Source organism: Vibrio owensii CAIM 1854 = LMG 25443 (genome assembly GCF_000817815.1).
Taxonomy (GTDB): Bacteria; Pseudomonadota; Gammaproteobacteria; order Enterobacterales; family Vibrionaceae; genus Vibrio; species Vibrio owensii.
In genome coordinates this window covers 74,987-99,773 of sequence record NZ_JPRD01000014.1, presented here as the reverse complement: position 1 = coordinate 99,773, position 24,787 = coordinate 74,987, and the positions used below count along the sequence as shown (strand labels likewise).

The following is a 24,787-nucleotide window of genomic DNA, read 5'->3' as shown; positions in this document are numbered from 1 at the left end:
CTAGCCTCCGAATAGTCGTTTAAAGAGTCCTTTCTTCTCCTCAGTAAGGAAACGAAATTCAACCTGGTTGCCCAGTAGACGGTCTACCGTATCAGAGTAAGCCATGCCTGCGTCTGTGTTCTCGTCAAAGATCACTGGCACGCCTTTGTTTGATGCATTCAATACCGCTTGGCTTTCTGGAATCACGCCCAGTAGAGAAATGTGTAGGATCTCTTCGACGTCTTCAACGCTTAGCATCTCACCTTGTGTAACGCGAGAAGGGTTGTAACGGGTCAGTAGTAGGTGCTGCTTAACTGGCTCAAGACCTTGCTCAGCACGTAGCGACTTAGAATCCAAAATACCTAGGATACGGTCAGAGTCACGTACCGAAGAGACTTCTGGGTTCGTCGTTACAATCGCTTCATCTGCGTAGTACAGCGCCATCAGAGCACCTTGCTCGATACCTGCTGGAGAATCACAGATGATGAAGTCGAAGCCCATTTCATCCAACTCTGTGAACACACGTTGCACGCCATCTTTGGTTAGCGCGTCTTTATCACGTGTTTGAGAAGCTGGAAGAATGAATAGGTTATCTGTGCGCTTGTCTTTGATCATCGCTTGGTTAAGCGTTGCCTCACCGTTGATGACGTTAACAAAGTCATACACCACGCGGCGCTCACAGCCCATGATAAGATCGAGGTTACGCAAGCCGATATCAAAATCGATCACCGCAGTCTTTTTACCCTTAAGAGCCAGACCAGAGGCGATGGCTGCGCTTGAAGTGGTTTTACCAACGCCACCTTTACCAGACGTTACTACAATAATGCGTGCCATTTTATTTCCTTTTTAGACTAAATCGTGAGTGTTTCTAGATGTAATGATTCTTCGGCTTTACTGATCATTACTTTCTTTTGCCAATACTCACTCTCAATTTGATCGCTCAACCAGTAATCTCCTGCAATGGAAACCAGTTCAGCTTGTAAATCGTGACAAATAATTCGTGCTTCTTGTTGACCACTCGCCCCAGCAATGGCGCGTCCGCGTAGGGTGCCATGAATGTGGATAGAGCCATCAGCAATCACTTCTGCACCAGCGCTTACGTGCGCTAGTACAACCAAGTCACCGTCTTTGGCGTAAATCTGCTGACCAGAACGCACAGGCGTACGAACGATTTTGGTCGGCGCCATTTTCGCTGGTGCTTGAGTTGGAGATTTGCTCGCAGACATGATGGCGAAGCCCGCTTCTGAGGCAAGGTTTTGAACGCGCTTATCTTTACAGCCAGTCACACCAACCGGAATAAACCCTGCATCGGCGATGCCTTGTTTAAGTGCGGTGAAATCAATATCGCCTTCTACTTTTGCTATATTGATAACCAGAGGTGCGGATGCGAAGAAAGAGGGTGCTTGAGAAACCTTTTCTTGCAAAAATTCGACAGTCTTAGCGATCTCGTTGTCAGAAAGGTGTAAAACTGACAATGTAAAACTGCTACCTTTAAGGTCAGGTGAATGGGTCATCGTGGACTTCTTGCCTTTATTGAAAGAGCGTTGCCTTAAACTAGGTCTGTCATGTTATATTTCATCCTTTAGCGCAGCAAGTTCTCAAGCGGGCAAATAAGTGAATTAATCTAAAATTTGCTATCAAGTTTGCGAGAATTTTACGTTTTCAACAAAATCCGCATTCAAAGCGGGTAAATCAGCACAAAAGGCTCGTCATGCTTTGTTCTATTTATAAAAGTTCCAGAAAAGAAGGCACTTATCTCTATATTCCGAAAAAGGATGATTTCTCACAGGTTCCTGACACGCTAATGCAGATGTTCGGTAAGCCTATGCCGGTAATGACAATCAAACTTGATGGTCGTACTTTGGCACAAGTTGATGTCGAGAAAGTGAAAGCGTCATTAATTAATGATGGTTTCTTCCTACAGGTTCCGCCTCCGCCGGAAAACCTACTCGAAAAATACAAAGAACAAAAAGCCCAGCAGAAAGGCGAATAACGTCACCGCTTTTCATCTGGGAATTCTGCCTCGCTCAAGGAGGGCGATATGAAAAAGATACTGGCAGCAATGCTCAGCGTTGGTATGTGCACTTCAGCCTTTGCAAGTAGCGATGGCTTTGATGAATACCTAAACAAATTGCGTGCAGAAGCGCGTGATAAAGGCATTTCCGAACAGGTGATTAGTGCCGCTTTTGCTGATGTGGAATACAAACCACGCGCCGTAAAAGCTGACCGTAACCAACCTGAGAAGAAACTGACGTTAGATGAATACATTCCGCGCGCGGTACCTGAGTGGAAGGTTAAGCAAGCGAAGCAACTGTATAAAGAGCACTACGCTGAGCTAAAACGCATTGGCGATGAGTTTGGCGTGCAGCCGCGCTTTATCGTTGCACTTTGGGGCGTAGAAAGTAACTTCGGTAAGTTCACTGGTAATTTCCGTGTGATCGACGCGTTATCGACCATGGCGTTTGAAGGTCGTCGTGAAGAGTTCTTTCGTAAAGAAACCATGGCGGCACTACAAATCCTAGATGAAGGTCATATCGAGCTAGAGAACTTCAAAGGTTCTTGGGCTGGTGCGATGGGCCAATGTCAGTTTATGCCAAGTTCATTCTTACGTTTTGCCGCGGATGGTAACGGCGACGGCAAGAAAGACATCTGGCAATCAGAAGCGGACGTGTTTGCTTCTACTGCGAACTACCTAAGCAAATCTGGCTGGGATGATAAGTTCACTTGGGGTCGTCAGGTTAAAGTGCCACACGGCATTGACCACAACCTGCAAGGTCGCGAAGCGGAAAAAGGTAAGTACCTGCAAGAGTGGAGCAAGCTTGGCATCACCAAATACGATGGCAGCCCACTTCCTAAGCTGGACGAAGACATCAAAGCTTGGCTGATCATGCCAGACGATGAGAACGGCCGTACTTACTTGGTGTACAACAACTACAATGTGTTGATGAAGTGGAACCGCTCTTACTACTTCGCACTGGCGGTAAGTCACTTAGCTGACCGCATCACATTCTAGATTGAATGTATAAACGAATAAAAAGGGGCTCTTCGGAGCCCTTTGTTTTCTCTATTTGAAACGAGGTTTGCGTGTTATCTGAACGTGCTGCACAAATGGTGATCTTCTCAGCGTTGATCAAACATAAGAACTTTACCGCCGCGGCAAAGAGCCTAGGTGTGTCTGTTTCTCACGTCAGTAAACAACTCAGCCAGTTGGAAGCTTCACTTGGTATCAAGCTTGTGCAACGCACCACGCGCAGCTTCACGCCAACCGAAGCCGGACAAACCTTCTATCACCATTGTGAGCAAGTGGTGCAAGCCGTTAGCAGTGCCACGTTAGAGATGGAAAGCCAGCGCGATGAAGTCGCCGGTTTAGTTCGCCTTGGTTTGTCGCAGTCTTTTGGTACGCTGCACATCATTCCTGCCATTCAAGAACTTCGTGAGAAATACCCGCAACTGCAAGTCGAAGTGCATTTGTTCGATTACAAAGTCGATATGCTCGAAGAAGGTTTGGATTTGTGGATCACCAACAATGAACACCTACCAGAGGGCTACATTGCTCAACGCTTAGCAGATTGCCAATTTGTGGTTGCTGCATCGCCGGATTACTTACTTAAGCACGATACGCCAACCGAACCGAATGACTTGTCACAGCATAATTGCCTTATCTACCGCAGTTGGGAGCGTGACTACACCAGTTGGGCGTTTACCAATCGCGAGCAAGAGCTCAACGTGAAAGTCTCTGGCAACTACTCGGTCGATTTGGCAGAAGCGGTGCGTGATGCTGCAATCGCAGGGTGGGGGATTGCTTACTTAGCCACTTATTTACTGGGGGATGAGTTCCGCTCAGGGAAACTGATTCAGCTTCTACCAGATTGGAAAGCCAGCCAATCCATGCCGTTTTATGCGGTGTACCCAAGTCGTCAACATATGCCGAAAAAGATCTCAGCAGTGATCGAGTTCATCAAACAAAAGATCGGATCGCCTTGCCATTGGGATCAGCGATTAGCACCGTATATTTCGATTCCTAAGTAGGGAATACATAAGGTGATTTGAATCACAAAATTTTTCCAAATTCAGAAACATCTTTTCCATTTGGAAATAATAACTTTAGGCAAACGTTTATCTTTATTTAATTCAACGAGTTATTTTGCTGCTCAAATAGTGAGCAAGCGAGATTCTCAGCCTGTTAACATCCCCAACTTGCAGCATTTCTTTCACTCTATACAATCCGACGCCTTTCCTGTTCCCCCTTTTGTCGGATTCATTTTATGAACTCAATTCTTGGTATCGTAGCCATCCTATTCGTAGCATGGCTGCTTTCGACTAACCGTAAGAACATTCGTCTACGAACGGTGTCCTTGGCTTTTGCTCTGCAAGTAATCTTCGCGCTATTGGTACTTTACGTACCTGCGGGTAAAGAAGCGCTTAACGCAGTAACTGGCGCGGTTTCTAACCTAATCAACTACGGTCAAGAGGGCATCGCGTTCCTATTCGGCGGTCTTGCGACCAACGGCTTTACCTTCGCGATTAACGTACTTGGTATCATCATCTTCTTCTCGGCACTGATTTCTGGTTTGTACCACATCGGTCTAATGCCAAAAGTGATCAACCTAATCGGTGGTGGTCTTCAACGTTTGCTTGGTACAGGTCGTGCAGAATCGCTATCTGCAACAGCGAACATCTTCGTTGGTATGATTGAAGCGCCGTTAGTAGTAAAGCCATACCTGAAGCACATGAGTGATTCGCAGTTCTTCGCAGTAATGACTGGTGGTTTGGCATCGGTTGCTGGTGGCACGCTGGTAGGTTACGCATCACTGGGTGTGGATCTTAACTTCCTAATCGCAGCGGCATTCATGTCTGCGCCTGCGGGTCTTCTGATGGCAAAAATCATGATGCCAGAGACAGACACCACAACACCAGATATCGACCTAGACCAAGTAGAAATGCCACGTGCAACCAATGTGGTTGAAGCAATGGCAGACGGCGCAATGTCTGGTCTACGCATCGCAGTGGCGGTAGGTGCAACCCTATTGGCATTCGTGAGTGTTATCGCCATGCTAAACGGCATTCTAGGCTGGTTCGGTGGTCTGTTCGGCATGGAACTGAGCTTCGAGCTAGTACTTGGCTACCTATTCGCACCAATCGCATGGTTGCTAGGTATTCCTTGGAATGAAGCTATCGTGGCTGGCTCACTGATCGGTAACAAGATTGTGGTAAACGAGTTCGTAGCCTTCATCCAACTGATGGAAGTGAAGTCTCAGCTAAGCGCACACTCACAAGCTATCGTAACCTTCGCACTGTGTGGTTTCGCGAACATCTCAACCATGGCAATGCTAATTGGCGGCCTAGGCTCACTCGTACCAGAGAAGCGTTCATTCATTTCGAAATACGGTTTCCGTGCAATCGCAGCAGGCGTAATGGCGAACCTGATGAGCGCATCAATCGCTGGCGTGATTTTGAGTTTGTAACCTATTAGAGCGCTGCGCTTCTGGAATCGGGAACGCGTCGCTTCGAGAGATTAGAGGAGAGGGCTTTGGCTCAAGCACTTCTTCTTACTCCCTCAAAAAGCAAAAGGGTTGACGTTTATCGTCAACCCTTTTCATTTCTTCGAATCTCGAATCTCGAATCTCGAATCTACTTCTTCGTATGGAACTGCTCGCAAGCCAGCATTGTGTTCTCAATCAAGCTTGCTACCGTCATTGGGCCAACGCCGCCCGGTACTGGCGTAATGAAGCTCGCATTTTCACGTGCTTTATCGTATTCAACGTCACCCACTAGTTTACCAGATTCAAGACGGTTGATACCCACATCGACCACTACAGCGCCTTTCTTAATCCACTCACCAGGAATGAAGTTTGGTTTACCAACCGCAACCACAACAAGGTCTGCTTGGCGAACGTGACCTTCTAGCTCTTTAGTAAAGCGGTGACAAGTTGTTGTCGTACAACCAGCAAGAAGCAGCTCAAGTGTCATTGGGCGACCAACAATGTTTGATGCGCCAACCACTACCGCATGCTTACCGCGTAGTTCGATGTTGTAACGGTCAAGAAGCGTAATGATGCCTTTTGGCGTACAAGAACGAAGCTTAGGAATGCGCTGCGCTAGACGACCAACGTTGTAAGGGTGGAAGCCATCCACGTCTTTCTCTGGGTGAATACGCTCAAGAACGTGCGTTGCATCGATGCCAGCAGGAAGTGGCAACTGAACAAGAATGCCGTCGATTTCTTCGTCGTTGTTCAACTCATCGATAAGTGCCAACAACTCTTCTTCCGACGTTGTCGCAGGAAGGTCAAAAGACTTAGAGACAAAGCCAACTTCTTCACACGCACGGCGTTTGCTGCCAACGTAAACTTGAGAAGCTGGATCTTCACCAACTAAAACAACTGCAAGACCAGGAGCACGAAGGCCAGCCTCAACGCGAGCTTTCACACGTGCTGCAACTTCGGATCGAACAGTTTGGGAAATGAGAGTTCCATCTATATTTTGAGCAGTCATGACTTTCCTTTTTAAATTGAGAAGGCAAATTATTTGCGGCGCATTGTCGCAGAAAATCTATTTAACATCCATACGCAAACGTTTGCTTTGTGGTGTTTTTGAACATTTATCGTTTTGGTGCCCTTTTTTTAGGCATTCAGATCAGAATGTTATGAAAACCCGTTGATTTAAGCGCTTGAACTCGTATAATCCTGTCCCTGTAGCGCGCCCTTAGCTCAGCTGGATAGAGCACGTCCCTTCTAAGGATGTGGTCATAGGTTCTTATAAAGTATAAGAGTTGAGTGCATGCGTAAGCTACAATAGTACACCTACCGGGGTGTAGCTCAGTTGGATAGAGCACGGACCTTCTAAGTCTGTGGTCGGGGGTTCGAGCCCCTCCACCCTGGCCATATTTTTCCTTGAGTTCAGTTACTTAAGGTAAAGAAACCATCGATGTGAAGTCGATGGTTTTTTTTTATCTATCAATATCTACGCACTAGACTTGCACTTGGATATATACTAAAAAGTATAAAAAGGCAGTGCGTACGTAGGAAGTAATGGAAACTATCACTTTTAAATTAACAACAGGTCAAAAGTCATACGCTTTATATATTGATGGAGCTCCCGTTGAAGCGTTCAATTCCTACATGAATAATATAGCTAGAATTGAACCCGCCAACACAGTGAAAAGTAAGGCATCAGATCTTCGAGTGTTCTTCGCTTACCTTAATGTTCTGGACGATCCAGATGAAATCGGGAAGTTGAATGTGGGGATGAAAACAGGAACTCCTTTATTAACGGAAATTATCTTACAGTTTCCAAATTACCTGTCTCTGGGAAGTAACACTTCGAGTGAAACTCTTTCCTATTTGGCTGCTAAAAAAACTAAGCGAAAGCCTTCATCCCATGCGACTAATCAAAGAATTATTTCTTCTGTTAGAGGTTTTTTAAGGGAATCTGCGCAATTTCAAGCTGAGATGTTATCTGCCTCTGAGCTTGGCTTAATAGATTTGTCTATTTCCCCTGAAATTATGTTTGAGGGGAGCCTCTTCCGCAAAGAGATTCCAGTTCAAGAACGAAAGAGCCTACTCAAGCGCTCAGTCATTGCTGGAATAATTAGTAATGGCCCCAAATTGGGTAAAAGTTCAATTCTTAAAGCGAGAAAGTCATTTTATAGTCCTCCCCCAGAAGGCTCATCTATAGCAAAAGCATTACCCCATGAAGATGCATTGCCAGTATTGAATGAAACCAAGACATTACGTGATCGTTTGTTTCTATCACTGATCATGGGGACGGGGCTACGGGAGAATGAAGCAGCCAATATTTTACTGCAAGATATTGATATAAAAGCCAAGAAAGTTAAGTGTATTCATCCTAAAACAAGACCGCATGCTTATGGAAATGAGTTTGAGGCTATTAGCGGTGAAACAGCGCTAGGAATGTCCTACAAAGGTCGAACAACACCAGAAACATTTTTTATAGAGCCTTTTAGAACGATCTTTTTTGATACGTTGCAAGATTATCTCGTTAAAGAAAGGCACCCGTTGCAAGTGGGGCACAGTTTTCTTTTTGTTGTGTTGAGGCGGGGGGAGTATCAAGGTCGTCCATTAGCTCTTTCATCTGATGCAACAAGACAATATGCATTCAAACAGGCTCTCAAGCGTGTATACAAGCAGAGAGGAGTACCAATGCCCCGAGGGTGGGCTCTACACTCCCTTCGCCATATGTACGGAGTACATTGTTTGAACTATTTAGTCATTGGTTACAAAAAAGATGGAACGCCCATTCAAGGACTTGATAAGCATATTGTCCAGCGCTTAATGGCACATTCAGATTTGCCCTCTACTGAGGTGTACGCTATACCCGCAATGGAACTAATTCAAAATAAGATTGACAGAGCTTTGCAAGGCATGCAGAGCGAATTGATACTTAGTGATCAAAAACTACAACTCAACAGTTACTTCGGAGCAAAATTGAAATAATGACTCAAGCGGTACCCAGTTATACACCTGAAAATCTAGCTGCGATAGCTGAATCTTTGAAGGCTGACATAGAATATTTTAGCCCTTCAAATGTCCCTCAACGAAATAAGCAACAAAGGCTATGGTGCGTTTGGTGGTTACATACTAATGTCTTTGAGTGGACTAACGAAAAGGTTGAAATATTGTTGAACAATGTCTGTGAAGCAACAACATGGACAGAGGTAATGGATAAGCTGTTACCCGATAACAATATCGATGAAACCCAGAAGCGCTTCTTTCGTTCAACATTGTGCGCACTGTTGGCGAATGCTGCTCGAAAAAAGGTTGCAGTCTTACCAGCACACTTCAGGTTTAGTGGAGGTGTCAAGGATGAAATATTTGCGACTAACTCAATAAGTTCATGCTACCCGAGACTTGCTTTGGAAATAATGGTGGATGTTCCTAATACCCATAGAAAAAAATATGAAGGAATGTTTACATCTAGGCTTGATGACCTGCATATCAGCTACAAATCTTTGACCTCTCAAGTTTCTACAATATCTCGTTACATGATTTGTCGAGGAGTTGAATCATTTGATGAGATGACAGTTGAATCATTTACTGATTTTCGTATTGAACATTACCTTTTTACTCCGAATGTAGATCTAAGTTGGAAACAAGTGTGTCAGCACCTTGAGAGGAAAGGCGTACTAAGCGATGGTTGGGTTGAGCAGGCTGTAAAGCGTTACTCTACTCTCAAACCGAAAAGTGTAGCCTCTAAAGCGACACAGACTGGAGAGCTTGTTACCAGTCGAACAGGGTACTTATCAAATGTCTTTGGTGATTTTCAATCATTAAAGCAAGGCACTCAGAATATGGAGCTTGGTGAGGTATACAAGAAAGGTGTCAAATTACTGTACGGACAGAATATAAAGTCTGATGTTGTATCGTTTGGTGAATTCAATATTTCGCGAAAGCTAGTCGATTACTCACCAAGTAATATCAGTGTCTCTAGTGATTCGCTTTGGAAAACAACACAGTTAGCTTGGACTGACCTTAGCGATATTGAGCGAAATACTGCTAAAGCCCGTACAAATCACCTTCAATACTTGAACGCATATCTTTTTGGCTACCTGCCATGGTTTTACAAAAGAAATCCTAACTGTTTTTTTGAGTACCCAGATACCCCAAGCAAATTTCTAAGATCTGTTTTCGTAAAAACAGATCCTGTTTTGGATAGACTCTATCTGAAGGAAGCAAAGGTACGAGGGAAAGATGTTATTTACCCTATGTCCCTCCTATCTTTTATTGAAGGAATGACTTCAGGCTCTCTTTCAAAGGATAAATCGAGTGCAAACCAACTAAGAGATACATGCGCGGCCTTGCGCAGATACTTTGAGGAAACGATTGATAGATACGGAGATCTTGAAGGGATAGATTTGAAACAGAATCCTATCCCACAATTGAGAGCTGTGGGTTACAAGCCTTTGGGTAAAACTAAGAAAGCGACTTTTAACGTAGGCTATTGGATTGTATTCCGCATGTGGCTGAAAGAGCTCGCTAAAGCGGCAGTGTTTACTTCTTCAGTCAAAATTGCTGAATCAGTATCAAGCGAGAGGAAAAAAGCGTTATTCGAAGCGATGGAGTCTTTGTCAAAGCTTAAAGGCTTTGAGCACATTAATAATATCACACATTCTAAGGATTTTACTTGCTACAACATACCGAGCTCAATTGACATTGGTGGTAAAGAGCTTCCTATTGGGGACATCAAATTACCTAGTTGGATGACTCCACGCTCTAGAAAAATGGTCGTAGGTAAATACTCGAAAAGGGTTGATATCGGAAACTACCACAGCCTTTTAAGCCTGTGTGTATCAGCCTATGCGGGTCAGCGTTCGTCTAACTCTGCTTATTTGTGTGCGGATACATTTGATGCCGATTATGCTCCGACGCAAACTTCTGATCCTTCAAGTACTCATGTTCCGTTAAGGGTTAGAACCGATAAGGTTAAGCCTCAGGGTTTAGAAAGTTGTATTCAAGAAGACGTGATGTTGCTTTTACTTCATGCGAAAGAGATGCGGAGCAACTTTACAGAGGATAGTTTTGCTGAGCCCATGCACTATCAAAGTAATGAGCATTCTGCGAAAGGATCATTTCGTCCGCTTCTTCAAGGTACCGCTAAGCATACAGGTATCCACCCAAACATGGATGGTTATATCTTTATGTTTGAAGAGTGGCTCGGCAAGCACGGAATTAATTTTGATAGCAAGATTACATTGACTCCTAGTAACCTTACCGTAGAGCAATTTGAGCGTCTAAAAGAGCATAATTTAACTGAACTGACTAAAGTAATGTTATGCCAATATGTGGATATACCTGAGCCAGTAGCCTACTCTCCTTTGATACCCAAAACATCGATTACTCCTCATAGTTTAAGGGTGCAGCTAGCTACGGTAATTAATATTACTACGGGTGATACAGATGCAGTGAAGGCGTATACAGGGCAATCAAAAGGAACCATCGGCTTTTATACTAAGGCGACGCCAGAGGATACGATTGCTCTGACCACGATAAAAGATAAAGTTCAGAGCAGTAGCAGTGTTGTTACTGCGGAAGAATCACTAGTTACTGAAGAAATGTTACGTCAAGTATTTGATGATTCTACTGGTATAGACTCAGAAATAGGTTTACCGTTTTTTGCTGGTTCAGGGGATGCACTTAAAGTGCTTAACGAGTCAGGTGGGCGAGGTATAGCTATCAACTATACTCACATTTGTCCTTACGACAATAAATGCCCTGAAGAGGTCATTATTGAGCACGGTCGTATGAATTGCCATGAGTGTTCTCATGCCTGCATTACTAGTCATAACAAAGTTGCGATTGGTGCAGCGGCTCGAAAGGCTCTTGAAGAAGCAAAAGAGTATACAGTAATGCTCATGTCATCTACCAATGGTGCCGAAAGGTCTCAACTAGAGATGAAATGCAATGAACAGATTCGGATTGCTTCTCACTGGTTAACAAAGCACAGTTTTATTCGTCAAAACCCAGATAAGTACGTGATCTCGGGAGTCGATGCCCTCTCAAATTACAAATATGTATCAGATGAAGAGCTTTCTTGCGACCTAATGGCGCAGTTGAATGAGGTAAAAGGAATTCCTTCGCTTCAAAGCTCTCATCTAAGAAGAGTTGCAACAATGGTGGGAACAAAACTAAGAACTAAACTTCAAATGCAAAAAATTCCGGAGCTTTCCACGAATAGCCAAGCAACATTGAATTTTGATCCTGTAATGTTTGTCGTTCAAAATTTAAATATGCTTGCGCAATTTAAAGGAACAGATCCTGAGACTCTTCTTGTCGAAACAATGAAAAGAGAAACAGACGTTCCATTGTTAGAGGAGCTTGAGCTTGCCTGATTCCAAGAAATGTTATGATGAAATGCGGAAACGCCAAAATAATGGAGTTGTAAGCCGTAAGGCTATAATCGAGGAAGTTCTGTCTAATTTAGACTGCGGCTCGTTTGATAGTTTTACAGCGCTGACGGATACTATTGCCGAGAAAATTACCGAGCTCGAAGGTAGACCTATGAGTGGATCAACTATTCGGCGTAAGGGAAGTAAATATAGAAGTCTTGTTGAAAGCTATTATCTTACCGAAGAGCGTGAGCGAAGAAAGATTCAAAGTAATGAGTCTCGATTACAGGAAGAGTTGATGCTAGCACAACTGGAGTTGAGTAAGCTCCAGTCTAATTTGAAATCAGCTCGTCTAGCTCTTCAACACGCCAACTCTGAGATGGATAGGTTAAGGTTACAAGGTATTGAATCTCGGACAGATTTAAGCTCAGAGAAAGAGTATTCAGATAAAGAAGTCGCAGCGTATCGAACCATAACGGAGTTGGTTAAAGCGTGTGAGGACTCAGGACTTGTTAATGATGGATATCAAATAACAAGCTTAGGTTTTCAGGGGGCTAAAGTTTTGATTGGTAAAGATAAATGTCCTGCATTTTTTAAATGGTATAGAGAACAATTGATAGGTTAGTTGGCATCAACTAAATAGCATTTGTTAATTTTTCATAAGGGGGCTTGACCCCCTTATTACTATTCAAGACTTCATCAGTGCAACAATATATGCAAAGTGCTTCACGAATTTACACTTTTGATATTTTCTGCGTAATTTCTATATAACTAATCAAACCGATATTATTTTATTTTAAATAATCTATTTCCACATTGCTTTTGATTAAATGACTGGTTTTTTAGTGATTGGGTTTATTTGATCCTAACAATGACTACCTAAAGGGAGCTTGATACAGTCGCGATCATTTTAGGTGTGCATGGTTTGAACATTTGTTGTTCGCCATCTATCTCTCATGAGGTTGAGCTGTATGGTAGGTGATGTAGATTTTGTTTTTAAGGTCATCGGTGTATCTAAGACTTTTAAAGTCGAGAGCTTTCGGATCACGGAAGGAATATCTTCTCCTTTTGAAATGAACCTGACGGTGTTGTCCGATGACGGTTCCATCACGTTTGATGCCTTTAGCCGAAAAATGGGTGTTCTGAACCTGTTTGGTCAAGGCGTGGGAACGGCTCGTCAGTTTAACGGCAGCATTTCTGAGCTCCGCTATTTAGGCTCTGGCCGTCGCTTCTCGCGCTATCACATTACCTTGGTTCCACACCTTTGGTTTCTCACTCAGCGCCAAGATTGTCGTATCTTCCAGATGCAAACCGCTCCTAACATCCTTCGTCAGGTATTTGATGATGCAGGTATGAGCGATTACCGCTTTGAGTTGTCAGCGCAATACGAAGCGCAAGAGTACGTTCTCCAATATCGTGAGAATGACCAGCACTTTGTGCAGCGATTAATGGCAGAGCATGGACTTTGGTACTATTTCGAACACAGCGACGCTGGGCATACCATGGTCATTGTCGATAGCAACGATGCGATACCAGAGCTTATCAGCTCGCCTATCAACGCTTCGTATTTAGGACCTGTGATTTATCATTCTCAAGGTGGGGGCACGCCAGACCGAGAGCATATTTTCGACCTTGAGCAAATCCATCGAACTCGTACTGGGTTAGTGAACTACGGCGATTACAACTATCTCACGCCAAAAATTCCGCAAGGTACAAGTGCGGATGAAGGACCAAACTTTGATTTGAAGCGCTACGACTATCTTGGTCGCTATACAACGCCAGAATTAGGGCAGCAACGTGTAACGGAGTGGATGTCCGAGTACACGGTGGATAGCCATCAGATTGAAGCTGCGAGCGATATCATGCGTCTCGCCGCTGGCTACAGCTTTGATATCAGCCAGCACCCTCGTTCAAACATCAACCGAGATTACCTCATGTTGACGGTGATGCATACGGGCTTTAACCCTCGTGTGCACGAAGAAGAATCGAGCGATGAGCCTACGACTTATCATAATCAGTTTGTCTGCTTACCACGAGACGTAATATTTCGTGCGCCTAAAATGGCTTCTCCTGTGATTGATGGTCCTCAAACTGCGGTTGTGGTGGGACCTGCGGGCGAAGAAATCTACACCGATGAATATGGTCGCATCAAAGTTCAGTTTCATTGGGACCGTTATGCACAAAGCGATGAGCATAGCTCATGTTGGCTACGAGTTAGTCAATCAATGGCAGCGCCAAACTGGGGGGCGGTCTATTTGCCGCGAATTGGTCATGAAGTGATTGTGACCTTCCTAGAAGGCGACCCAGACCGTCCGTTAGTAACTGGCGCGGTGTACAACGGTTTACACACGCCGCCATACCCACTGCCAGAGAACAAAACACGCACCGTGTTCAGAACCCAAAGCCACAAGGCTGATGGTTACAACGAAATGTACTTTGAGGATGAGAATGACCAAGAAGAGGTTCATTTCCGCGCTCAAAAAGACATGAAGACTAAAGTGCTCAATAACCGTTATCGAGATATAGGCAACGACGAAGATCTTAAAGTTGCTCGAAATCAAGAAAACGAAATAAAAGGCGATCGTAAAGAAGAGATTGATGGGCACAAAACCTCATTGACGAAGCAGACTTTCATTGAACAAGTCGAGCAAGATGTTTCTTCAACCTACAACCAGAACGAGTCAAAGAAGGTGGCGGGAGCACAATCACTCACCATTTATGACAATCGTAAAACTCTTATCGGTGGAAGTGAGACGCGAGAAGTATTTAATAACTCATCGGAAATCGTTAAAGCCTCGCGCTCTATTGATGTAGGCTCTGATGATAGTCAACGGATAGGGAATCACTTAAGTGTAGAAGTCAGTGGTAACACTTCTATTCGTTCTGACGGACAGACAGCGGTAGTGTCTGCTGATGAAATTGCAGTCAAAGTTGGGTTTTCTGGGTTGGTTCTAAAAAGTAGTGGCAATATTTTGCTTTATGGTTCAGACATCACGATAGATGGTGCTAGTACGACCAAAGTGTTGGGTTCAAAAGTGAAAATGAACCCTAATAAAGGGGCTGTGAGATTTACTGATGTAACAACCCGCGCTCCAAAATCTGTATCTGCTTTGTCTACTCCATCGACAAGCAGCTCCGTGTTTTCTACTTCTCCGGTTGCTTATGTTCAAGAGCCAACACAATCGAAACATTGGTTGGCCCTTGAGCTACGCAGTGAGCTAGATGTTTCTCTAGATGGGTTAGAAGTCACTGTAACGCATAGTGTCACAGGTCAAAAATTAACTCAGGTTATTCAAAATGGAGGGGCATTTTTTGATGATGTCGTTGAGGGTAGCTGGCGTGTTACCGCAATCAGAGATGATCTACTTAGTGAGGTTGAGCAACATGCGAGTCGCGAAGGGGCTGTTCTCTCGCCAGTAAGCCAACGAGCACAAAGTGAACTAGATGCTTCGGGAGAGAAAGCTAAACAGTACAAGTATGTTACTGTCGGCGATTTGTGGGATGAAGAACCTGAAGATGAATTCTTACGCAAGTACCACAGCGCACTTGATAGTCAGAAAGATAAAACAAGTGCAGGCTTAAGCGTCACTTCAAATGAGACAACGGTTATCGAGGTCAAAGCGCTTCGAAGTTATCTACCTTTGATCATCGATACTGACCAATACAGCCTTGTGAACAGCTATACGTTTGCACTGCTGGCAACACAAGCCTATGCGAGTGACGAGTATGGTATTCCTGATAGTAAATCACCTGCTCTCCCAGAAGGTGGGTTAGCAGCCCTTATTGAGCTACTACAACAAAAGATAAAACCTAAATACTGCGCTTCGTTTGAAGAGAATTGGCTTTTAGAAGAGGTCCCATATTCAAAACACTTGAATTATAAATTTTATAGAGATGAAGCTATTGGTTGTGAAGGCTATTTATTGAGTAATGATGAGATCGTCATTATTGGTGTTCGAGGTACTCAAACCTACTTCGGTAATACTGATATCTATAGAGTCGGTGACACGAGCTGGGCTCAAGCAACAAAACAAATTAATGGCGTAGCTTTCAAAGCTATTGAAGTCCAAGATGGTGTGAGAGCTTTTTTCCAGTCTGACGGCTATCAAGATGTAATGACTGATTTGGATGCATCTCAAATCTCTGTTGCTGAACTAAATGATAGCTACGTGCATCAAGGATTTTACCAATATGCTTCCGCATTTTGGAAGCTAATAGAAAGAGATGTTCAACAGAACAAAAATAAGAGCTTTTATGTGTGTGGGCATAGTTTAGGTGGTGCTGGAGCATTACTTATTTCCGCTTTAATTGAAGAAATGGTTGAGCCTAAATCATTGCGCTTATTTACTTTCGGTATGCCTCGAACTGGGACTCATTCGTTTGTAGATACTTACAATGACATTATTCATTATCGCCACGTGAACAATCATGACTTAGTCCCACAAGTTCCTTTTAAGTGGGCTAATACAAACCCGGAAGATGTTCCAGTAATTGAGAACCCAGATCTTTGGGATGCTGAAACAATGAAACAACTAACTTCGTTGCGCTCATTGATAGTAAATCGTTTTGTAGACAATGATGCTGACAATTATCACCACCATGGCAACCTAGTTCAGTTGTTGACTTATAGCCCTGAAAAGCACCAACCAGATGAAGTTAAACAGGTTCTTCTAACACCACAACAGACTCACATTACCAGCCTTACGTTTGCACGTAGCAAACAAGATGATACGTTTGTGCTAGCAAATACATTGAGTAAAGAACATATTGATTTAAACGGATATGCCGCAACTGTGCTGGATTCAGGGTTGGACCATATGATGTCAGAGTATATTCCTAATTTAAAATCGCAACTAGAGATGCTGCTTGAAGGAACATTGTTCCAGAGCTATGAGAATGCCAATCGAGAGTTAAATACGACGATAGAAAGTTTGAATAAAGGTCACCAAGCTCTGCAAAAAGAGTATGAGCAGAGCCTAAGTATTCCTTACCATGTTGGTGAGGCTAAACGTATTAGTTTGACGATGGAACAGGAAACCATTGAAGAGCTAGTTGCTAACCTCAAGCGTATTCAACGAGAGTTAGGGGTGCTCGTTAACTCACCTACATTGCTGCCACCTGCCACGTTACTCTACGGTGATAAGAGACCTCAAGATATTGATTTGAAAGGACAAGTAGATGGTTAAATTTTGGAAAGTCTTAATGGTATTACTTGTAATAGGCTTAGCGTTTTATTATGTAGTTGCTCCTGCTTTCGAAGCATATGAAGGAAAAGCTCCATTTGGCTCGTCATCTAGTGATCATTATATTTCGGTTAAAGGAGAAAAACCGCAAGATGCAAAGGTTAAAGCATATGCTACTTTTTACGGTGGTGGGGATGGATGTAAGGCATTTTCTCTGAGCGCAGTGGATGGCAAAAAGCGACTTGGTGGTAAATCAACCTTTTTGGTAGAACATAACTTTGCAGAGAAAAAAGGCCGTTATGAGCTTCGGATTCCCTATAAGAGTTATGATTCAAATGAATGCGATATGAAGCTACACCGTATTGTTATTGATGCAGAAAATGACTTTGACCCTGTAGGTTTTGCGGAGTTACGTATATCTCAACCGTTATTCGATAAAGATGAAGTTGTTGCATTCGATTTGGTTATTGATGCTAAAAACTGTAATGCAGAGGTGTGGCAATGGGCTAACAAAAAAGGTTGGTCAGGAGCAACAGTGTGCTCGTTTTTTGTCGATGGGGAGCTGAAAACAAAAGAACCTGAGTCTAATGCCTACAGCATACATCAAGAATTTAAATCATTTTCTGATGATACTGTAATCCAATATAACATTTTTGCGGGTGAGAACTATCGTACGGAACCTCTAAAACCAAAAGCAATAAATGATTAGATCCATCACCCAAGTTTGGTTTACCGCAAGTGATCATGATGAGAATCACATAGAGCCCGATTGATTATCCATTTTAATCGGGCTCTATGTTTTATTATTTATAATAAAAAGTGTTTCTGGCTAAAAACCATAATCTTCCAGATGTAAATCGAAGAATGGAATGAGGATTTCTTCTTCAAACATTGAGAGTTCGCTTTCAGGAACCTTGATAAAAGTCGAACGATGGTTAGGAGACCACCATTTTTGAGGGCCGTTATAATAGTCTTGAGTTTTTGAACGAGAGATTATACGAAAAGGACGGTCTGACCAACCCTCTCCCCAGCTAGAGAAGTAGTTTATTGGTCCAATGAACTGCCCGAGTAGATATATACCGTTGTTCCCATGTGTTAGGTAAAAGTAATCACCGATATTCGCTTCAATAAAGGTTTGCCCTTGAGTTTTTGAGGATTGCCCTTGTGCTGGCGTGTTCTTATGAACATAAACTAAGCGATCTTCGACGGATTGAAGCATATCCTCATAGGTGAAGAATTCTGTCCCTTGGGATAATTTCCAAAATGTTGGTTTCATTGCAACTCCGATTCTATGTGTATGAAGTAACAGGTAATGAGGAGATAATGGCTCCTCTTGATAAGCATGAGTTAGCTGTTCTTTAAATGATTTTTTAGGAGTCTTTCTAGCTCTTTAACTGTACGGTTTATATCTTGTGAAAATGCATCTTTGTTATTTGGATGAGCAACAACAGTATCTCGTAACTGTTGAAGTACTTCTGGATTTTTGGCGTAAAACTCAATCAGGTCCGCTGTGGGGTTGGTATGGTACTCTATTGTTGAGAGCATCCCTTGTTTTAGATGCAAACCGATAAGCTTTATCTGTTCAAGCAGATCCTTCACTTCGGAACCAAATAGTACTTCAGCCTCTATGGACTGCGCAGAAAACTCCTGTAGCGCAGTTGCAACAGGTTGCCACCTTCTATCAAATAAGGCTATCCACTCTTTTTCTGTATCGCTAGGTTGCATATCTTTTAAGTTGGAGTAATCAATGATTATTCTTCTGGCATCAGCAACAGAGTCTCGGAAGCGATAGGTTGAGATCATGAGTGTTTTAGCGGCTTCGAAGTTGGTTTTTCCTTTCATTTCACGTAACCAGTTATTCACCCCATAAATAGCCAGCCCTAGACTCCCTAAAGCACAAATAGAGACAATAATATCTTTTGTTATAGCCACAATATCGAGAGTATTCATGGAGTATCTCCTGACAACAATCAATGCTCGATTAGGTAAAGTTCTAATATAACGACACTTAGTCGATGTGAGTAAATCTAATGCCAAAAATGCCACTTGTGTTGAATCATTTACTTCCAAGTTTTTCAATATTATGTTTTTTGATTAGCCCATCCTAACGTACTGCATTTGCAATTTACTGATACTCGATCCCAAGAGGTCTGCTCTGCTCCCCCTATGTTTAGAACCAAGTGGAAGCTATACATAAATTCAAGGCTATAAGTTTTTGATGTATAAATTATAATTGCTTATTCAATGTATCTGGCATTTCAACTGGAGCTGAGGATAGTTGTGTCTAGATCGAAGTCTTCTTCAAAAATCGACAGGTCTACTTCAAGCGCTTCGACTTTTCGTTTCTTCACTCCGACCTCAAAGTCGATCAAAAGATCTAGCAACTTATCGCCATCGATTAAGGTAATAGGTGCAGCGTTTGGAAACAGAGCTCCTTCTTTTGCCCCGTCAGAAAACTTACCAAGAGTGATCAATGTACCTCTTATTGCCTCGTGGTACGGCAGTGCTCCACGTAGTTGATCAATTAGTTGCCGGGTAATTGTCGTATTTGGAGTTCGCTTTACTTGAACAACTTCCCTAACACTAGAAATACCAATTTGGACATTACCAACGACGTCAACACCTTTATCACCGCTCTGTTTTGTTACCTGAACATCTTCATATCCCATTGCTTGTAAGAGGAGTGCAACGAGTTTTTCAAATTGATAAGGGTTCATGGAAGATAAATGTTCAAACAACATATTGCGTTGTGCTTTGTTGTGCTGTCCGATGTCTGCTAACAGATCAAATTTGTCTACTTCTGATAATGAAGCATCTGGTGCATTTGTTAGCCACGCCAACCCTTCAGGACTAACTGAATATTTGAGCCCTTCTTTTTCCAATAAACCACGATATAGAAGGTTTCTTACTCGGCGTTGCAGTGTATCTCGGATTGTTGAATCAGTACCAAAGTTCGAGTAGTCAGATAGATACTCAGCCCATTGTGGCTTTATGTCCGATGTTTTTGCTTGTCCCGCAGCTTTGAAGAGCTTCAGCAATTGAAGTAATCCTTCATTTTCATCAATCCCCTGAAGTACTTTTGCGTCGTTTTTAAGAAAGAGTTGGCCTTTAGCTGTGAGTTGGTAAATCCCCTGTTTGGTGTCAACCAAGTCATGGTTATTCATAAAAAGGTAAGAGCCGTAAATATGCCTTGGGTTAAGTTGATGTTTACTTGTATTCCATATGTCTAACGCAATCCCTTGCAGCTCGGTAGGTAATCTTTCTGGAATCCAGATATCAGGAGCTTGCCAGTTCACAGTATTCTGTGGAGTGCCTCTCAACTCCGTGAAGGCACGGTTTAACTGTGTTATCAAATATTGTGGTTTCTTTTCAATAACAGATATAAATGCCTGAACCCACTCATAGTGTGGGTAGAGGGGCGTTCTTACTTTCGTTTGATAGGACATTAGTCTCTCGTGCTTTTGCCATCAGGTTTTGGATACAGCGGGAATAAATTGCCTCCAACTGGTTTAATGAAAACCATCAATGAAGGTTTCGGCGAAACGTTTCAGCTTGTCAGCAATTCGCGGAAGAATGGTTCTACGACTTCTAAAAGTCATTTTTTCGGTCGTCAGTTTCGCGATATCATCCGACTTCAATTCATCAACCTTTAAAGCCCCATGTTGAAGATTAACGATGATGTCTTGCACTTTATCAACATTCAGTTTCTCTTCATGCGTCAGTTGAGTGAGTGCTTGGCGTTTTTGTTGAGTAACAAACTCATCAAAGTCAGAGCCTTGCTCTAAACCCTGCATGTTCTTTTCAATGAAGTCTTGAACCAACTTACGTTTACTATGAAGAGTTGGTTCGGTGGCGATTAGGTTGGCAATAACTTGGCGTTTTTTGTCTTTTGCTTCGTCACAAGACTCATCAAGCATCGTCATCAGCAAATGACGAATGTAACCCACATTGACTTCATCTCGTTGGAGCAGTTCAAGCTCAAAGTCGATGTCCGCGAGAATAGATTCTTTCTCCGTAGGGGCTTTCTTGAGTTCACGGGCTAAATCACTGTATTTAGAGGCGTAATCAACGAATTCTTGTTCAGAAATACCCAGCGCTTCAATGTCGAAGTCGCTAAAAGTCTCTAACTGGTTCTTTAAACGCATTAAGATACGGAACTGCTTAATGAACCCTGCTTGCATGTCTTCGTCAGGCAAGTTATCGACACTTTGCACATCAGGCGCAATCGCCTTCAACGCTTCAAGTGCTTTAGCAAAGTCTTCCGTTAGCCCTTTAAGATCTGGTACTTCAATAAACTCGATTGGCTGCTTGTTTGAGAACAGCGTAAATGCCTCATCCGCTTGCGGTTTGAGGTTGCGGTAACACATCACATTACCATGCGACTTCACTGTGCCATTCAAGCGGTTAGTACGGGAGAATGCTTGTACCAAACCGTGGTACTTAAGATTCTTATCAACGTAGATAGTGTTCAAGCCAGGGGCATCGAACCCTGTTAGGAACATATTCACCACTAGCAAGATATCCACTTCACCGTTTTTAGTACGGTTGGAGAGATCCTTGTAATAGTTATAGAAGCTGTCGGTATCTTGGGTCGAATAGCTTGTACCAAACTGTTGGTTGTAGTCTTCAATGTAAGCATCTAGCTTGTCTCGGCTGTGCACTTTGGCGTTCGCTTCTGCCAATCCTTTAACATTAACCTCGCCTTCGAATTCTTCTTCCTCATTCACGCCGTAGCTGAAGATGGTGCCGATGTTGAGCTTGTGCTTACCCTCTTGCTTGAGCGCTTTGAAAGTATCGTAGTAGGTGATGAGATCAGGCACGCTTGCCACACACAGCATGGCGTTAAACTTGCGCTTGGTCTTATGACCGTGAATGCCAATAATGTGCTCACACACGTGTTTAATACGCTCGGGAGAGCTAAAAAACTCGGCGACATCGATGCTGCTGACATCAACATCCATGCCATTATTTTTATGTTTCAGCTTGCCATAATACTCAATAGCAAATGGCAGCACGTTGTCGTCTTTAATCGCATCTACAATCACATAGCTGTGGAGGCGTTCACCAAACAGGTCTTTTGTCGTTCTCTTCTGCGTCCCTTTACCTTCCACTTTCTTAGCGGTGGCATTTTCGGCAAAGATCGGCGTTCCGGTAAAACCAAACAGTTGCGCTTTCTCAAAGAAATCCACGATGTTTTGGTGCGTTTCACCAAACTGGCTGCGATGGCATTCATCAAAGATAAAAACCACACGTTCTTGGCGTAAGTGTTCCACCTGTCCTTTAAAGCGAGGCTTAGTAATAAGGTTATTCAGCTTCTGAATTGTGGTGATCGTCAGTTTGTTAATGCGATTAACTTTATTGCTGTAGATAGGCGCATACTCAGCCACTTGTGGCAATGCTTCACCACCATTGCCGCTATTACCTGTTGTTGTAGCATTCGCCGTAGTCGCCACTTTCTTCGGCACTGGTCGAGAGCCGAGGAACTGGTTAAGCAGGCTTTTGGTGTCACCTGTGCTGTCGACACTGCCTCTTAAAAATGCATCAAACTCTTTGGCGGTCTGATAGTCGAGGTCTTTGCGGTCAACCACGAATACCACTCTGTCGACCTCTTCCAATGTAGAGAGGATCTGAGCCGTTTTAAAACTCGTCAGCGTCTTGCCACTGCCCGTGGTGTGCCAAATGTAACCGTGCTTATCGTTGGTCTTAACCTGATTGACAATCGCCTCTACCGCATAGAACTGATAAGGGCGCAGCACCATCAAAAACTTACCCGACTCGTTCTGCACGATGTAACGGCTCATCATTGTCGTCAAGTGTGATGGCGTTAAGAACGCATCCGCAAACACTGGCAGCAGGTTAATCTTGTTATTGTCTACGTCCGTCCAGTGGAATGTCTGCTTAAATGACAACTCGCGGTTGTTGGAAAAGTATTTGGTGTTAACCCCATTAGAAATCACGAATAGCTGAACGTAGTTAAACAAACCACCTTCAGCACCGAAGGTGTGCTTGTCATAGCGTCGTATCTGATTAAACGCCTCAGCCATCTCGATGCCACGGCGTTTTAACTCGATTTGCACCAATGGCAAACCGTTGAACAACAGAGTGACGTCATAGCGGTTCTCGTACTTGCCATGAATCGTCACTTGGCTCGTCACTTGAATGATGTTCTTGCTTGGATCATCAAAGAGCAGTGTTAGATAACTGACGCTGCCGTCCTCATGAGTAACATCAACTTTGCCTGTCAGTCGCTTAGATTTATCAAAGATGCTGCCTTTTTCTAGGCTAATCAGCACACTCTCAAACTCGCGTTCCGTCAGCGTGATACCATTGGCTCGCTCCAACTGTGTTTTGAGGTTGCGTTTAAGGGCGTCAGCATCGCCAATCGTGACCGATGCAAAACCAAGTCCATTTAGTTGCGTGATGAGATCACGCTCAAGTTGCGCTTCTGATTGCGTTTTTTGTTGCTTTTCTTGCTGCATAGTCACGTTGGCTCTCTGTTCTCTTTTTTTCGTCGGACTTACACAAACATCTGCTGTAACAAGCCTTTCTTCCACTCTTTGGCTTTTTCTAGTTCTGAGTTCGCTAGCTCGATTTTCCTGTCGATTGCTGACAAAAACTCAACTATCTTTTTTTGTTCTTTAAGTGATGGGTTATCAAACGCCGCACTCAGAATAATGTTGTTATAAAGCCTTTGGATTGTTCCGCCTTCAGACTGATATTTAACTATCTGATATACGTAAAAAAGGAATTCGTTAGTAGTATAGCTACCATCATTCTCTATCCAGACAATATTAGAGTCCTGAAAGTATGCTGGGCTACCATCATAAACAACCGTTCTACCGAGAGTGCCAGATGCCGACATCAAAATATCGCCAACGTTCGGATATGAGAATTTATGACGATATTCGTTATACAGCTCATGCGATATGAATGCATCGGGCTCTTTGCCAAACGTGCCTATTTTAAAAAATGGAATATCCCCACTCTCTGATGTTTGGTTTGCCATAATGCGTTTACACATTTTAACTTTACCGATGTCTCCCAATGTACTTTTCTTCCAATCAGGAAACTTGCTACCATCATCGGCTTTAAAGCGCAGTGTTGGTGGCACAAACACAAGTTGGCCATCTTGCTCTTGCCACTTGCCATCAAACAATTGCTGCATCACACCTTTTTTGTACTCGGTGAGCTTGGTTTTCTTCTCGGTAAGGAGTGTGATCTTCTCATCGACCTTTGATAAGAACGAAGCGATTTTTTGTTGTTCTGGGAGGGGTGGGAAACAAAACATAAAGTTACGTAGTTTTGTTAGTGTAATTCTTGTTATTGCTTGACCGGAGATAGCACCTCGAATTAGCTTTTGTCCTGTTTGAGAAGCTATTGACTGATATATAAAGTTATTATGATTATTTTCATCCGCTCGAATAAGTGCAACGCTGGACAGCAAACTAAATTCACTATCCAATGTGTTAATACAACAATTACCTGTACTTGCACCATCTTTCGTCAGTAAGACGTCACCTTTTTTAACGTCACAACGCTTATAGATTTTTTTATGCTCCAATTCTGATATATACGCGATATCTTCCAATAGCATAAAGCCATTTCTAATATTCTTTGACGTAAGATATAAGCGAGTACCAGCCTCATCCAATGGCGGAGAGAAATGAGTTCCGTCTTGAATTTTCTCTGTCACCTCTTTAAGAGTTTTTCTTACTAGAGCTTCGTTAAACTCACCAAACCTCAGCTTCGGTACATTCACTTGTTCAGTCATAACATGCCTACC

General features: G+C 43.2%; 17 protein-coding genes and 1 tRNA gene. 10 read left to right on the top strand and 8 right to left on the bottom strand.

What is annotated here, in order from left to right:
• Together minD and minC are read right to left on the bottom strand one after the other, a co-directional pair.
• Nucleotides 1–813, bottom strand: coding sequence for a septum site-determining protein MinD (minD, locus tag H735_RS08180; RefSeq protein WP_005437688.1), 813 nt, complete (start codon nucleotides 811–813; stop codon nucleotides 1–3).
• A gap of 17 nt (nucleotides 814–830) precedes the next feature.
• A complete protein-coding gene (gene minC / locus H735_RS08175; protein ID WP_005437686.1) occupies nucleotides 831–1,493 on the bottom strand; it encodes a septum site-determining protein MinC in 663 nt (220 codons plus the stop codon).
• 197 nt (nucleotides 1,494–1,690) lie between these two features.
• Here minC and H735_RS08170 point away from each other — a divergent pair, with 197 nt between their 5' ends.
• The 4 genes from H735_RS08170 (at nucleotide 1,691) to H735_RS08155 (ending at nucleotide 5,444) form a co-directional block, all read left to right on the top strand.
• Nucleotides 1,691–1,972 (top strand): YcgL domain-containing protein, encoded by a 282-nt coding sequence (locus tag H735_RS08170; RefSeq protein ID WP_012127285.1) that lies wholly within the window; start codon nucleotides 1,691–1,693, stop codon nucleotides 1,970–1,972.
• 48 nt (nucleotides 1,973–2,020) lie between these two features.
• Nucleotides 2,021–2,992: a lytic murein transglycosylase gene (locus H735_RS08165; protein WP_005430863.1), complete on the top strand. Its 972-nt coding sequence runs from the start codon at nucleotides 2,021–2,023 to the stop codon at nucleotides 2,990–2,992.
• 71 nt (nucleotides 2,993–3,063) lie between these two features.
• Entirely contained in the window at nucleotides 3,064–4,008 is a 945-nt protein-coding gene (locus tag H735_RS08160; RefSeq protein ID WP_005430870.1) for a LysR family transcriptional regulator, read from the top strand.
• A 236-nt stretch (nucleotides 4,009–4,244) separates the two neighbouring features.
• A complete protein-coding gene (locus tag H735_RS08155; protein WP_005446458.1) occupies nucleotides 4,245–5,444 on the top strand; it encodes a NupC/NupG family nucleoside CNT transporter in 1,200 nt (399 codons plus the stop codon).
• Nucleotides 5,445–5,610: 166 nt separating this feature from the next.
• Here the strand turns inward: H735_RS08155 and folD are convergent, their stop codons facing one another.
• Nucleotides 5,611–6,471, bottom strand: a complete 861-nt coding sequence (folD, locus tag H735_RS08150) for a bifunctional methylenetetrahydrofolate dehydrogenase/methenyltetrahydrofolate cyclohydrolase FolD (RefSeq protein ID WP_020196048.1) — start codon at nucleotides 6,469–6,471, stop codon at nucleotides 5,611–5,613.
• Nucleotides 6,472–6,783: 312 nt separating this feature from the next.
• On the opposite strand from folD, the gene H735_RS08145 reads away from it, so the two are divergent.
• From H735_RS08145 to H735_RS08120, 6 genes are all read left to right on the top strand, one after another.
• Nucleotides 6,784–6,860, top strand: a tRNA-Arg gene (locus H735_RS08145).
• 147 nt (nucleotides 6,861–7,007) lie between these two features.
• Nucleotides 7,008–8,432, top strand: a complete 1,425-nt coding sequence (locus tag H735_RS08140) for a tyrosine-type recombinase/integrase (protein WP_020196047.1) — start codon at nucleotides 7,008–7,010, stop codon at nucleotides 8,430–8,432.
• 224 nt (nucleotides 8,433–8,656) lie between these two features.
• Nucleotides 8,657–11,824: a hypothetical protein gene (locus tag H735_RS08135; protein WP_227741541.1), complete on the top strand. Its 3,168-nt coding sequence runs from the start codon at nucleotides 8,657–8,659 to the stop codon at nucleotides 11,822–11,824.
• Nucleotides 11,817–12,446: a hypothetical protein gene (locus H735_RS08130; RefSeq protein ID WP_020196045.1), complete on the top strand. Its 630-nt coding sequence runs from the start codon at nucleotides 11,817–11,819 to the stop codon at nucleotides 12,444–12,446. The genes H735_RS08135 and H735_RS08130 overlap by 8 nt, the downstream gene beginning before the upstream one ends.
• A 346-nt stretch (nucleotides 12,447–12,792) precedes the next feature.
• Nucleotides 12,793–17,007 carry a type VI secretion system tip protein TssI/VgrG gene (tssI, locus tag H735_RS32070; protein WP_020196044.1) on the top strand — a complete coding sequence of 1,405 codons (4,215 nt, stop codon included), beginning with the start codon at nucleotides 12,793–12,795 and terminating at the stop codon, nucleotides 17,005–17,007.
• Nucleotides 17,000–17,713 carry a hypothetical protein gene (locus H735_RS08120; RefSeq protein ID WP_020196043.1) on the top strand — a complete coding sequence of 238 codons (714 nt, stop codon included), beginning with the start codon at nucleotides 17,000–17,002 and terminating at the stop codon, nucleotides 17,711–17,713. Before tssI ends, H735_RS08120 begins: the two co-directional genes overlap by 8 nt.
• 120 nt (nucleotides 17,714–17,833) lie before the next feature.
• On the opposite strand, the gene H735_RS08115 is transcribed toward H735_RS08120, so the two are convergent.
• From H735_RS08115 to H735_RS08095, 5 genes are all read right to left on the bottom strand, one after another.
• Complete coding sequence (locus H735_RS08115; RefSeq protein WP_020196042.1) at nucleotides 17,834–18,280, bottom strand: hypothetical protein; 447 nt, start codon at nucleotides 18,278–18,280, stop codon at nucleotides 17,834–17,836.
• A gap of 71 nt (nucleotides 18,281–18,351) precedes the next feature.
• Entirely contained in the window at nucleotides 18,352–18,954 is a 603-nt protein-coding gene (locus tag H735_RS08110; protein WP_020196041.1) for a hypothetical protein, read from the bottom strand.
• Between the two features lie 308 nt (nucleotides 18,955–19,262).
• Entirely contained in the window at nucleotides 19,263–20,450 is a 1,188-nt protein-coding gene (locus tag H735_RS08105; RefSeq protein WP_020196040.1) for a restriction endonuclease, read from the bottom strand.
• Between the two features lie 63 nt (nucleotides 20,451–20,513).
• On the bottom strand, nucleotides 20,514–23,483 hold the full coding sequence (locus tag H735_RS08100; protein WP_020196039.1) for a type I restriction endonuclease subunit R: 2,970 nt from the start codon (nucleotides 23,481–23,483) through the stop codon (nucleotides 20,514–20,516).
• A gap of 38 nt (nucleotides 23,484–23,521) precedes the next feature.
• Nucleotides 23,522–24,775, bottom strand: a complete 1,254-nt coding sequence (locus H735_RS08095) for a restriction endonuclease subunit S (RefSeq protein ID WP_020196038.1) — start codon at nucleotides 24,773–24,775, stop codon at nucleotides 23,522–23,524.
• Nucleotides 24,776–24,787 lie beyond the last annotated feature (12 nt).

What these genes read in the sequence shown, in the direction of transcription:
- H735_RS08155 (WP_005446458.1), top strand. Translation starts at nt 4,245, where the DNA reads ATGAACTCAATTCTTGGTATCGTAGCCATCCTATTCGTAGCATGGCTG.
- H735_RS08100 (WP_020196039.1), bottom strand. Translation starts at nt 23,483, where the DNA reads ATGCAGCAAGAAAAGCAACAAAAAACGCAATCAGAAGCGCAACTTGAG.
- H735_RS08165 (WP_005430863.1), top strand. Translation starts at nt 2,021, where the DNA reads ATGAAAAAGATACTGGCAGCAATGCTCAGCGTTGGTATGTGCACTTCA.
- minC (WP_005437686.1), bottom strand. Translation starts at nt 1,493, where the DNA reads ATGACCCATTCACCTGACCTTAAAGGTAGCAGTTTTACATTGTCAGTT.
- folD (WP_020196048.1), bottom strand. Translation starts at nt 6,471, where the DNA reads ATGACTGCTCAAAATATAGATGGAACTCTCATTTCCCAAACTGTTCGA.
- minD (WP_005437688.1), bottom strand. Translation starts at nt 813, where the DNA reads ATGGCACGCATTATTGTAGTAACGTCTGGTAAAGGTGGCGTTGGTAAA.
- H735_RS08115 (WP_020196042.1), bottom strand. Translation starts at nt 18,280, where the DNA reads ATGAAACCAACATTTTGGAAATTATCCCAAGGGACAGAATTCTTCACC.
- H735_RS08110 (WP_020196041.1), bottom strand. Translation starts at nt 18,954, where the DNA reads ATGAATACTCTCGATATTGTGGCTATAACAAAAGATATTATTGTCTCT.
- H735_RS08095 (WP_020196038.1), bottom strand. Translation starts at nt 24,775, where the DNA reads ATGACTGAACAAGTGAATGTACCGAAGCTGAGGTTTGGTGAGTTTAAC.
- H735_RS08170 (WP_012127285.1), top strand. Translation starts at nt 1,691, where the DNA reads ATGCTTTGTTCTATTTATAAAAGTTCCAGAAAAGAAGGCACTTATCTC.
- H735_RS08135 (WP_227741541.1), top strand. Translation starts at nt 8,657, where the DNA reads ATGGATAAGCTGTTACCCGATAACAATATCGATGAAACCCAGAAGCGC.
- H735_RS08120 (WP_020196043.1), top strand. Translation starts at nt 17,000, where the DNA reads ATGGTTAAATTTTGGAAAGTCTTAATGGTATTACTTGTAATAGGCTTA.
- H735_RS08140 (WP_020196047.1), top strand. Translation starts at nt 7,008, where the DNA reads ATGGAAACTATCACTTTTAAATTAACAACAGGTCAAAAGTCATACGCT.
- tssI (WP_020196044.1), top strand. Translation starts at nt 12,793, where the DNA reads ATGGTAGGTGATGTAGATTTTGTTTTTAAGGTCATCGGTGTATCTAAG.
- H735_RS08105 (WP_020196040.1), bottom strand. Translation starts at nt 20,450, where the DNA reads ATGTCCTATCAAACGAAAGTAAGAACGCCCCTCTACCCACACTATGAG.